At 60.0% G+C, this 12,023-nt stretch carries 8 protein-coding genes and 2 pseudogenes; 5 read left to right on the forward strand and 5 right to left on the reverse strand.

Features of this window, described 5'->3' with window-relative positions; all coding sequences use genetic code 11:
* The first annotated feature begins 24 nt into the window (after positions 1-24).
* Positions 25-789, forward strand: a complete 765-nt coding sequence (fhuF, locus tag ACNANG_RS08050; RefSeq protein WP_420226754.1) for a siderophore-iron reductase FhuF — start codon at positions 25-27, stop codon at positions 787-789.
* A gap of 189 nt (positions 790-978) precedes the next feature.
* On the opposite strand, the gene ACNANG_RS08055 is transcribed toward fhuF, so the two are convergent.
* The 4 genes and pseudogenes from ACNANG_RS08055 to ACNANG_RS08070 all read right to left on the reverse strand — a co-directional run bounded on the left by ACNANG_RS08055 (position 979) and on the right by ACNANG_RS08070 (position 5,687).
* A complete protein-coding gene (locus ACNANG_RS08055) occupies positions 979-1,698 on the reverse strand; it encodes a penicillin acylase family protein (protein WP_420226755.1) in 720 nt (239 codons plus the stop codon).
* The gene (locus ACNANG_RS08060; RefSeq protein ID WP_420226756.1) at positions 1,677-3,806 is read right to left on the reverse strand and encodes a penicillin acylase family protein; all 2,130 of its coding nucleotides are present in this window, start codon (positions 3,804-3,806) and stop codon (positions 1,677-1,679) included. Before ACNANG_RS08060 ends, ACNANG_RS08055 begins: the two co-directional genes overlap by 22 nt.
* Positions 3,803-4,848, reverse strand: a pseudogene (locus ACNANG_RS08065) (histone deacetylase family protein). Before ACNANG_RS08065 ends, ACNANG_RS08060 begins: the two are co-directional and overlap by 4 nt.
* The gene (locus ACNANG_RS08070) at positions 4,845-5,687 is read right to left on the reverse strand and encodes a formyltransferase family protein (protein WP_420226757.1); all 843 of its coding nucleotides are present in this window, start codon (positions 5,685-5,687) and stop codon (positions 4,845-4,847) included. Before ACNANG_RS08070 ends, ACNANG_RS08065 begins: the two are co-directional and overlap by 4 nt.
* 260 nt (positions 5,688-5,947) lie before the next feature.
* Here ACNANG_RS08070 and ACNANG_RS08075 point away from each other — a divergent pair.
* Positions 5,948-7,215 (forward strand): annotated as a pseudogene (locus tag ACNANG_RS08075) (lysine N(6)-hydroxylase/L-ornithine N(5)-oxygenase family protein).
* 104 nt (positions 7,216-7,319) lie between these two features.
* Here the strand turns inward: ACNANG_RS08075 and ACNANG_RS08080 are convergent.
* Positions 7,320-7,682, reverse strand: coding sequence for a helix-turn-helix domain-containing protein (locus ACNANG_RS08080; RefSeq protein ID WP_420226758.1), 363 nt, complete (start codon positions 7,680-7,682; stop codon positions 7,320-7,322).
* A 946-nt stretch (positions 7,683-8,628) separates the two neighbouring features.
* Between ACNANG_RS08080 and ACNANG_RS08085 the strand changes: the two genes are divergently transcribed.
* The 3 genes from ACNANG_RS08085 to ACNANG_RS08095 all read left to right on the forward strand — a co-directional run bounded on the left by ACNANG_RS08085 (position 8,629) and on the right by ACNANG_RS08095 (position 11,916).
* Positions 8,629-9,132, forward strand: a complete 504-nt coding sequence (locus ACNANG_RS08085; RefSeq protein ID WP_420226759.1) for a GNAT family N-acetyltransferase — start codon at positions 8,629-8,631, stop codon at positions 9,130-9,132.
* A 586-nt stretch (positions 9,133-9,718) separates the two neighbouring features.
* Positions 9,719-11,518, forward strand: a complete 1,800-nt coding sequence (locus ACNANG_RS08090; protein ID WP_420226760.1) for a TonB-dependent siderophore receptor — start codon at positions 9,719-9,721, stop codon at positions 11,516-11,518.
* Positions 11,515-11,916, forward strand: a complete 402-nt coding sequence (locus tag ACNANG_RS08095) for a TonB-dependent receptor domain-containing protein (protein ID WP_420226761.1) — start codon at positions 11,515-11,517, stop codon at positions 11,914-11,916. The genes ACNANG_RS08090 and ACNANG_RS08095 overlap by 4 nt, the downstream gene beginning before the upstream one ends.
* Positions 11,917-12,023 lie beyond the last annotated feature (107 nt).

The raw sequence follows: 12,023 nt of genomic DNA on the forward strand, positions 1-12,023 counted from the left end.
CCGCGGCCTTCGCAAGGCGAACCGATGATCCCGATGCTCGCGCCCCTCTTCACAGGAGACTGGACGGAGGAAGGCGAATCGCTGGCCTATGCCCCGGACTGGCCCGCCGATGCAATACCCGTATCGCAGCTCATCAACGATCCAATGCTGCTGCGCGACACCCTTTGGCGGCACGCCCGCTACCGCGGTGTCGTCGGCGCGGATCTGCGCGCAGCCACGTCGGCATGGAGCCTCAGCTATCTGTGGACCCTGCTCCCGGCGTTCGCCGCCGCAGCCAGCGTCTTGCAACATCGATTTCCCGTAGGCGCGGATGACATGGCGGTCAGCCTGGATGGTGACGGCGCCGCCACGCGGTTCCATATCCGGCGCTTGGGCGATGCGCTTCCGGGAACATCGACAGGCGAGCGTTATCAGCCCCTCCTCGCCGACCACCTAGACCCCCTGTTTGCAGCGCTCCGCGCGCAGACCCGTATCGCTCCGAAAATTCTGTGGGGCAACGCCGCGAGGTATCTGGAAAGCGTGCTCGAGCAAGGCTTGGCGCTGACGGGCGGTGCGACCGGCATCGCAGCCGACCACCACGCGCTGCTGGAATGTGCAGTGAACGATGATGGGTCGACGAATCCGCTGCATGGAACGAGGCGTGTTTCCACACGGGTGGAGAGTGGCGTGGTGACACCAGTGAGGCTGCACCGGCAATGCTGCCTGTATTACCTGCTGCCCGGCGAAGGGTATTGCGGTTTGTGCCCCCTGGCGCCTGAACACCGGCGCGGAGCAGACCCGGATCATTGATCCGCACGACTAGACCAGCCGCTGACCGAACGCCCTAACGTACAACGCGCTGACCCACGACGCCCTGACTGACGACGCGCGGAGTAACGACACGCTGACCCACGACGCAGTGTGTCAGGATGCACTGACCCGCTACGCCATGGCCCACGACGCCGTGACCCGCTCGCCGCAAGCCGGCCCTGTCGCGACTCACGGCGGCAGAACGACTCTCCGCAGTCCAGGATCCCGCGCGATGTCCGCCTCACGGAACGGAAAGTGCAACCACGCCTTGCGCGAATAGCGCGCGACCGGTTCCACGCCGCGCCCGCCCGTCAACGCCGCTTCGTCCTGGCCATGCGCCAGCAACGTCTGTGCGTCCACCCCATTGGCGCCAAAACGCACCACTTGAAGGTAGCTGTTGCCCATGGCGTCCGGCCCCCACTTGCTCTGGCCGTCCTGGTTGCACGCCACGGTGAAGTATCCGGTCGAAGCGCAACCGCCATAGACAGGCCATCGGCGGCCGCCGCTCTCGACATACCGCCGCGCCTGCAACGGCTCATTGAGCGCCCGCGCCTGTGCGTCCCATGCGGCTACTGTCAGCGCCAAGGCCTGAGCGACCCGGCCGCTTTCCGCATTCAACACACGCGGTGCGTCCAGAGGCATGGCGCTCGAAAATTCGTCGGAGTACAGGCCGGAGTGCTGCCCGGCGGTCAGGCGTGCCCAAAAAGCTTCCCACAACAGCGCACCGCGCTCGGTCGCGTCAGCAAGGTTCGACCATTGGCGCAGGACGTTGCACGCCTTCGACACGTCGACCCGACGCGGGGCGGCGCCATCGGGTCCCTTCGCCAGACCGGCGGCCACCAGCGCCTGGCCGTCCACCTGCACAACCGGCGCCGCGCACGCCTGAGTCAGTACCTGTGTCTTGAACACGTCAGCCGAGTATGCCCGGGGGTCAGCACGTCCGTCATGACACGCCGGGCGGCAGCGCCGGAAGTGCCGGGCGACGCCGCCAGGATATCCAGCGCGATCCGGTGCCCCAACCGCCCTCGCAGTGTCAGGGCCTCCCGCTCGCCGCCCATCACTGCAGGAAAGCCTTCCAATGGCTGGCGGGCGTTGCTGAGCCAATAGCTGTCGTTCATGTTGGCCACGTAGTCCGTGCGCATCAACCATGGCATGCCATCGACTGGCATGGCGCCGCCCTGGGCGGCATCCGCCGACACCTGCCAGTTGCACGCCGACCGGCTTCCATCCAACACGGGGGTAGCTGCGTCCAACTGTGCAAAGCCCTGCGCGCGAGCAGTGCTGCACGCCTTGCGCAGCGCGTCGGGCACATTAGGCACTGCGCCTATGTCGGCGTACCAGACACGTCCGTCAGACGCGGACCCGGATCCCGCCCCGGGACTGGACGTTGCCAACGCCCCGACCCTCGTCCCAGACCCGGCCTCAGCCCGAGAGCTGGCCTCTTCCCCACCCTGCTGACGCGTTCGCCCGATCGCCACCGTATTCACCCAGGGCACGGCGGCTTCCCTTCGTTGGATCGCGACAAACTCATCCAGCGACGTCGCCTGATTCCAGAAGAAGAAATTGCGGAAGATGCGGAAGTTATCGGCGTTCACGTCGCGGATTGCCATGGCGTGCCCGCCGCCCCAGCCCAGCGACGGATGGTGACCGCCAAGATTCACCACCGGCCCAAACCGCGTGCCATAGAAAGTGCGCGTCAACCGCCCGATCTTCCCGTCCGCGTCACGCACATACACGCTGACTTCCCGAGCCGTCATGGGCTCGCTCCGTCCATCTACCTGGTAGCGCTGCGGATCGGCCGCATCCAGCGTCAGGTCGAACAGGCCAAAGCGCCGCGCGGTCGACACCGTATGGGTCCAGGCCACGTCGTCGTTGAAGCCGATCATGACCAAAGGCACGCCAAGGAAACCGACGCCTGCCACGTCCACACGCCATGGAATCGTCAGATGCATCTGGTAGAAACGGTCCGGCCCGCCCCAGAACCAATGCGGATTGCCGAACAGCACGGCGCCGTCCCCGCCCGTTGCCTCGCTGCCCAACGCCAACGCATTGCTGCCGATGCCGGCCTGGGTGCCGATGCCATGCGCCAGGATCCGACGCAGCGCGTCGCCGCGCCCCATTTCGCCCACCGCAGGCAGCGTTGCCGCCGAGCCTGACGCCTGATGCGCTGGCGAATCAGCAGCGTGCGACGCAGGAACATCCCCAGGCACTGAAGACACCGGCGCACCCGCCTTCGCCGGGGTCACGTTGGTCAATTCGGTAATGAACTTGGCGTACCCGCCCGCGATCTGCGCCGCATACAGTCGGCGGTGCACATCGTCCGGCGAAATCTGTTGCACCCACGGAGCCTCCGCGCAAGCCCTGTCCTGCGGACCGGACGACGTCTTGGACGACATGCCACCCCGCCGTGCCCGCAGGTGGGCAACGTAACGGTTGTAGCCCACGGCAAACCCATCGACCAGTTCCGCCAAACCCGGCGGGTGTTGCGCGCGGTACCGTGCCAGGACCGCATCATCGACAAACGCGCGGAAAAAGAAATCCAGGTCCACATTCTTGGGCCGGCCGAACGTCGAGTCACGCGCGGGCCGGGCATCGGGACCAAAAAACAGCGATCGCCGCCCCTGGTAGGTCACGAATGCCTCGGCAAGCGTGCACAGCGCATCTTCCGCCTGCACGTAGCCCACCCCTACACCCAGTGCGTGCCAGGTCGTTGCACGAACATGGGGAATGCCGTCCGTCGTTCGGCGGATCTCGACGTCCGACCCGCTGCCACGCAGCACCGACAGGTCGGGCACGGCCATGGATTCCTGCACATCCGGTACCCGCGTCGTGACATCCACGAATGCCACGTCGCGCTCGGGCAACTGGACCACGGATGCCTCGACATTGGCCTGCACCCCACGTGCGCACACCATCACGGCCACCACTACTGCGAAGCCCAGCACGATACGAGCCGGCGTCCACGTTGCGGCACGCCCCACCCGAACCGCACGGCGCCGCCCTTTCAGAGATCTCATGACTGACACGCTACATATCCTTCCAGAACGTTCGCTACATTCACACCAATTGCGTTCACCGCATAGCCCCCTTCCAGCACAAAGACCGTCGGCAAACGTGCGTAGGCAATGTCCTCACCAACCCGCAGGTAGTCATCACTACAGAGCCGGAAGCCCGAAATCGGATCCCCTTCAAAGGTATCGACACCTAGTGACACCACCAGTGCGTCCACCCCGGCATCAGCGATCACACGCATGGCCTGTGCGAGCGCGTCCCGCCAAACCCCGAACGACGCACCGCGCGCCAACGGCAGATTCACGTTACTTCCCTCGCCCGGTCCTTGGCCGCGCTCATCCGCGTGGCCAAGGTAGAAGGGGTAGTCCGTAAGAGGATCGGCATGGATGCTGACGTAGACCACGTCAGCGCGCTCGTAGAACAACGACTGCGTGCCGTTGCCATGGTGGTAGTCGATGTCCAGCACCGCTACCCGTTTCGCGCCCCCGTCAAGCAAGGCCTGCGCCGCCAGGGCTGCATTGTTAAAAAACAATAGCCGCCAAAAAAGTCATAACCCGCGTGATGACCCGGCGGCCGGGTCAACGCAAACGCACCCTTTGCACCCAGCTGCACATGCCGAGCAGCAGCAATGGCGCACGCCGCGCCGCCGCGTGCGGCACGCCACGCTCCCTGTGTCAGCGGCGTGCCGGCATCGAACGAAAACAACCCCAGCTGCGCAGCAAAATTGCCAGGCACGACGTCACTGCGATGCTGCCGCACCGGCCACACCGACGGCAACGCGTCACGATAGGCATTGGCGGGATCCAGGGCCACCCACGACGACCAGGCATCACGCAGAAAGTCCACATAACGCGGCGCGTGCACCCTAAGCAATGCGTCATCCTTGATCGGCGCCGGGTTGGCCATGGTTCCCAGGCCACGCCGCCGCATCTCGACCAGCACCCTTTCCGCACGCGCGGCCACATCGAAACACGGCACGAACTCGCCACGGAACATCTCCACCAGACCTTCGTGATGCGCGTGCTCGGCATTGAAGAACGTCTTCATGGCGTCAAATGGGCCGGCAGTCCGGCCATCACAGCCAGCCCCTCGCACAATGCAGGAAAAAGACTGTGATGGAAATTGTTCCAGCGCAGCTCCAGGATCGTGTCATCCGGATCGACCCGGGTGTTCAACACGTCCACGATCACCTCTCCCGAGTCGATACCCGTGTCGACATAATGGAACGACGCACCGGTCATATCCACCACGGGCACCGGCTCCGTCGCCAGGGTCTTCCAATCCGTCACCCGCAGACCCCGCGCGCCATACAGCGCATCCAGCGTCGCATGGGCACCCCTGCGCTGGTAAGGCGAATGGCTACGTGTGATGCCCGGATGGATGTTCACGATCTTCCGGCTAAACGGCGCCCCCGGGCGAACCAAAGCATCCAGGATCACCAGCAACCCGTCGATGACCACCACGTCTGCCTTCAATCGTTGCAACAGGGTCAGCAGCCGTTCTTCGAACATCCGCTTCGCAACCGGCCGCTCGGGCGACGCCAGCGGCAAACGCCGGTAAGCCGACGGCACCACCCGCAGCAGGCTGTTCACCCGCACGCCCTGCACTTCCAAGGTCGGCGGATAGAACCAGCGCGCGCCCGGCATATAGGAAAATCCATAGCCCTTCAGCGCCAGTTGATCGCGCTCCGAATCCACGTCGTCATCGAACAGCACGCCACGCAGCGCGTAGGCATCGCCCAGCTCCGTATCGTTCAGTGCCTCGACAAGGAATTCCAGCGGCGACTTCATATAGCGCTGATCGCCCTTGTACGTAATGTATTGACCCGCCTTGTCGGCCGCGGCATTACGCATCGACCACAGGTACACCAGGTTCTTCTTCGCCATGCGTCGCCGTCTCCAGTCGGATCGCGCGGCGACAGCGCCCTACAGACGACAGCCGTTGCGACGGACAGCCCGTCACACGCGATACCCCCAGAGACGCACGCGCCCAACGTGCGTTTACCCCGTCCGGGGCATCGCCAGGACAGAAAGCACACCCACGCGTAAACAAACACACGCCCACCTCGTCAGGCGCCCATACACACCGATCATCGACACCCGTCGAGCGGCAGCTGCTGCCGATCGAGACCCACCAGGAGCGCGGCATGCTCGTTCACGACCTCATCGGCATAGGCTTCGGACCGTCCAATATCGCGCTCGCCATCGCGCTCGAAGAAGCACGTCCCGCCGCCCCCGCGATCAAAGCGCTCTTCATCGAACAGCACCCCCGCTTCGCATGGCATCCCGACATGATGCTGGGCGACGCCCACATGCAGATCGCCTTCCTCAAAGATCTGGCCACCCTGCGCAACCCCACCAGCCGCTACACCTTCGTCAACTACCTGCACGAAAAACAGCGGCTGCAGGACTTCATCAACCTCAAGACCTTCTATCCCAGCCGCCACGAATTCAGCGACTACTTCGCGTGGGCGGCAGGCCGGTTTGCAGAACAGGTTGCCTACGGCGAAAGCGTTGTCGACGTCCAACCCGAACTGCGTGGGGGCAACGTCGAGCTGCTGCGCATCAAAACGCGCGACCAGGCCGGCCGCCATTCGGAACGACTGACGCGCAACCTCGTCGTCAGCATTGGCGGCACACCGCGCATGCCGCCCGCGTTCCATCCTTGCGCTGACGATGACCGTGTCTTCCACACCCACCATTACCTTCGCAGCATCCAGACCAACGCCCACGCCAGCCGCATCGCCCTGATAGGCGGTGGCCAAAGCGCCGCCGAAATCTTCCTGGACCTGCATGGACGCGCCCATGCGCCCCAAGTTGACCTCATCATGCGCGCCCGCGCCTTGAAGCCTGCCGACAGCAGCCCTTATGTCAACGAAGTCTTCAACAGCGAATTCGTCGACCACGTATTCAGCCAGCCCACCGAAGCACGGGACGCCATGCTGGCCGAATTCCGCCACACCAACTACGCCTGCCCCGATCCTGCTCTCATCGACCAGATCTTCAAGATTTTCTATGAACAGCGCGTGCGGGGGACGGCCGCCACCGCTTCCTGCGACGTCACGATGTCAAGGAGGCCCGGGTCGCAGACGAAGGTGTGTATCTCACGCTGTTCGATCACAACACCACGGGCCACGTCACCCAACGGTACGACGCCGTCGTGCTGGCGACCGGCTATGAGCGGCAATCGCACCGGACGATGCTAGCCGCGCTGGCGCCGTATGCGGAAGGGTTTGAAGTGGATCGCGGGTATCGGTTGAAGACCGTGGACGAGTTCAAGCCTGCGGTCTATTTGCAAGGCTCCAATGAGCCGACGCATGGATTGAGCGACACGTTGTTGTCGGTGACGTCGGTACGGGGTGGGGAGATTGCGGAGGGGGTGTTGGCGGCGGTGCGAAAGGGGCGTGCTTCCTGATTCGAACGCCGCCTAGCTGCCACTGCTGATGCGATAAAGGCGGCTCGTTCTGCAATGCCAACACTGCTTTGCAAGCGCCCGCCCCCAGCCGCTCCATCAATGAACTACTTGGCCGCGCGCTGCGCCCTTGCCAGATCTTGCAGCATCAATAAGCCGATCATACGGTGATGATCGTCTAGAACGCGGTAAGCCCGGTGCAAAGCCTGCATGTCATTGTCATAGACCGCTTCGACTTCTTTGAGCTGCCTATCGTTCCCGGTAGCAGGCACTTCGATCATCTTGACGATATCAGAGGCCTTCACTTTTAACGCCGCAGCTAATGCCAACAGACGGTCGAGCGTCACCGCCTGTTCACCCTTCTCCAATCGTGACAGATTGGATGTCGCAAAACCCACCTCAAAAGCAACGAACTCCTGAGTCAGGCCTTGGCGGCAGCGAATGAGACGAAGGGCTTCTCCGATATGCATTCCTACATTGTCGAAGTCGCTTGCTTTACGCGCAAAGCTCCTTACGCAAAGACATTCTTTGCATATTGCGTCTCACACATAAATTTAAGCTTCGCTCAAGGGGAGTCAGCTCGGTTGGCGATGAAGTGATTGCACACTATACGCAAATCAATGCGCTAGGCAGCGGGTTCCCACACAATCAGCGAACTTATAAGTTGGATCACCAAGCTACGCCCTCTTTGATGCGGTAGAAGCCATTCGACTATGCACGCATAACTTGATTGCAGAATTAAATCGCCATTGGGAGGTCCCGGCAATTAAACGCGCCGAGGCGCGCTTCGTCGTACGTGGCACGCTGAACGTTAGAAGGACATCCTTTGCTCTCAATCACATACGATCCGCATCTGCCCATTGCACCGCCACCAAACCCGCCGCGCGCCTTCCATATCTCCTATATAAACGGGAAGAAAATCGATGTCCGACTGGCTGGGGGCATCTTAGAGGTGGATGGGCCGGAGTACACACACAGAAGCCGCTGGTCATTAGTGGTATCTGCTTCACAGCTGACTGTCACTTTGCTCGACTCTGTTGCCGGAACGATCAATGACGAGACAGTTATGGCAGCACTGGATACGGCCTTTGTGTTGTATCCATCTCTCCCCTGCTAACAGTGCAGGCGCCTAGCGAACATCTGTCAGCGCTCGTGAGTTGCGGTGCGGTTGCAAAGGCATCAGACGGAGTCGTTCGAGCTAACCGAGGCGCGTTATGGCAGCACCCACATGTGTATTACACAGCTCGACCGTTTCCCTACCCGCTTCAATACGTTATCACTGAGGGTAGGCGCCATCCGCTCAGGCCTCCGAAAACTCCAGGCGACGTCTACCGAAGGTACATACCATGGCTGCAGTGCACACTTAGTTTTCGACCTGTTGCCCCCCTTACAGACCTGCTCACCTTTCACAGATGGATGAACGATCCAGTCGTCAGCGAATTCTGGAATGAAGCCGGAAGCCTCGAGGACCACGAGGGCTACCTAGCAAGACTGGCAGCGGACCCCCACACCAATGCCTTCATCATCTGCTTCGACGAGAAACCTGCAGGTTATTTTGAAGCGTACTGGGCCAAGGAGGATCGAATAGGTGCCCACTATGACGCCGACGATTTCGACCAAGGATGGCATGTGCTGATCGGGGATTTCAGATATCGAGGGAGAGCGTTCGCTAGCGCGTGGATGCCATCTGTTTCACACTTTCTATTTCTATCGGACTGCAGGACACAGCGGCTTGTCATTGAGCCGCGCATCGATAACACAAAGATGCACCGAAACCTTGCCCAATGTGGTTATGCGGACATTAAAGAAATTGTTTTTTCTCATAAGCGAAGCAGGCTAGGAATGTTGCTCAGAGAGCGTTTTTTTGACGAAGCGCTGCTAATTCCAAAGTCGAACACCCCCAACATAAGAAAAACTTAGTCGGTACCGTCGCGCAGCAGATGATCAGCGGCTTACGAGCTGCGTAGCGGACGGACTTCGTGTCGTTTAGCCCCGAAGATCGTCAGAGCGAAACAGTCGCTGTCCGGGTGACTTCGCCGGCTAGAAGCACAGCCATACTAAGCCAGCCCCAGACCCTGGCACTTCCCACACAACGCGTTCAACCAGTTTTCAAGGCACGCTAGCTGGCCCGCGGAGTCTTTTCGCATGAATGACGTATGCCGAGCCTCGGCGCAGACCTACCGCCACTTCGGGGTGCGTCACGAGCAACGTGTATGGGGACTCGAATGACATTACGCCGGATCGGCGCTGATCTAGTCGCGCTTGCGTCAGACGCAAACTAAACAGTGCCCATTTTTGTACGTCACTCCAATCCCGAGCCATCTGACAGGGCTCACATTGTGCATGCGATTGCTCACTTCAGGGCTGGCCCATTCGTAATTCTCGGCCGCTACCCGGAACGACCGGAAGTACTGCGCAAAGCAAGCACAATTTGGACCTGCCTCCAAGGTGGCCGGATGCAAGAGCTTTCGATACCCAGCATAACCAACACACTTGGAACAGACGCATGACGTTAAGTGGATCGTTCATATCGCCCGCCTTGATTAGCGGCAACGTAGGTTTGATTGCATTGCTTATGGCAACCGCATCTCAAGCAAACGACGCTGACGCAAAACAGAACCACACCTCGATATCTCACCTTCCCGAAATTATTGTTGAAGCCAGCTCGGCATCTGATACTGCGACTGGTCCCATAAATGGATATGTTGCCAAGCAAACGCTGACCGGGGCAAAAACGCAGACCACGCTCATTGAAATCCCGCAGTCGGTCTCCATTATTGGCGTGCACGAAATCGAGGATCGTGGAGCTTCTTCTGTCATGGACGCGCTGCGCTACGTCCCGGGCGTAGCCACGGAAACATATGGAGCACTTCTCAGAGGACAAGACGATTTCCTGCAGTTACGCGGCTTTACTGGCCTGGGTACGTCGCTTTACTTAGACGGTCTTCGTATGAATACGGACGGAAACAATTTCTCGAATCAGCGCAATGAAGTCTACGGACTGGAGCGTATCGAAGTCCTGCGTGGCCCAGCGTCGGTCTTGTACGGCAAGGGCGATGTTGGTGGTGTGATAAACCGGGTAAGCAAACGTCCGCAGACCACCGATCATGGCGAGATTGAAGCGAAGTGGGGTGCCCCCAACCGACGTCACATCGCCGCAGATATCGGCGGACCTCTTGATAAGGACAAGACGTTCCTTTACCGATTGATTGGCGTGAGTACCGATGCCGATACCCAGATCAAATATCCTGATGGAAGTGTGATTAACGACCGGCGGTATTATTTTGCCCCATCGCTGACGTGGAAACCAACCGCTCGGACCTCGGTGACAGCTCTCGCAGAGACGATGCAAGACCGCAACAAGGGCTACTCCTTTCTTTACAGGCCTGTCGACAATGGCACCAGACGCTCAGACTTCACCCTGCTTGGCGACCCGAAATTCACAGGGCTGGACAGCAAGCAAATGTCTCTGGGCTATGTACTCGGTCATAGCTTCAACGATGACTGGCAACTAAGCCAGAACATGAGGTACTCGAAGGTCGACATCGCTTACAGGCGGGTCAAAGGCGGATTATTAAGCGAGGATGCACAGTCGGTAACTCGGGTCGCTCGTGTCTTCAATCAAGAAAACAATCAAACCGTGATCGACACTCATATCGAAGGTCGCCTGAAGACGGGCTCGGTCATGCACAAGCTGCTATTTGGATTCGACTTTGAGCGTCAGAACACCTCCGATCTGACGGCAAAGGGCCTGATAGGCGACCTTAATCTTTTGAATCCGATCTATGGCCAGACAGCATTCGTGTCATCGACAGCAGACGCCAACAACTCAAGGCAGCGTTTGGGCCAGCTTGGCATATACGCACAAGAACAGCTTCGATTGACACCCAGATGGCTATTTACCGTTGGAGGGCGGATCGACCGGGCAACGATACGGACCGTCGATCATATGACCGGCACCGATTGGAGACAAACAGACAACAACTTCAGTGGACGCATAGGGGTGAACTACACCCTTCGCACAGGATTGGTACCCTACTTCAGCTATTCCGAGTCATTCTTGCCCGTAGCAGGGCGTGACGCCGCCGGCAAGCCGTTCAAACCCAGTGAGGGCAAGCAGTACGAGGCAGGCGTGAAGTACTCACCCGCAAATAGTCGCAGCCTTTTCACAGCAGCGATCTTTGATTTGCGCAAGACCAATGTGTTGACCACGGACCTCAACGACTCCGAGTATTCCACTCAGACAGGAGGTGTGCGATCTCAAGGAGTTGAACTAGAAATAAAAAAGAAATCACACGAGGCGTGAATTTCATTGGAAATTACTCGTTTAGCAAGGTTGACATCACTCAGAGCAACGACGGGGACGTAGGAAAGCGGCCCATTCACACGCCCAAGCAAGTAGCCTCAGCGTGGATAAACTTCGTCGTGCCAAACGGGGAGTTGCAGGGGCTTGGGTTCGGACTCGGTATCCGACACGTTGGTGCTTCGTTTAACGACGCTCCAAACACCTGGAAAAATCCACCTGTTAATTTGTTCGATGGCGCGATCAGCTATAACGCGGCAGCATGGCGTTTGGCGTTGAATGTGACGAATCTGGCCAATAAGGAATATGTCGCGGCGTGCTTCCCCTCGGTAGGTGGAGGGAGAGAGTGTCTGTTCGGCCAGAAGAGAGCAGCAGTTCTCACCGCAAAATTACGATTCTGAGTTCAGGCACTCAGGCGTGATGTAAAAAGATGTCGAACGTCGTTGCCTCAGGCGACCTCGTTCGGCAAGCCATTGTGGGCGGTGCATAGAACCGGTCCATGTGTTGG

The organism is Pigmentiphaga litoralis, from assembly GCF_048632615.1.
Taxonomy (GTDB): domain Bacteria; phylum Pseudomonadota; class Gammaproteobacteria; order Burkholderiales; family Burkholderiaceae_B; genus Pigmentiphaga; species Pigmentiphaga litoralis_B.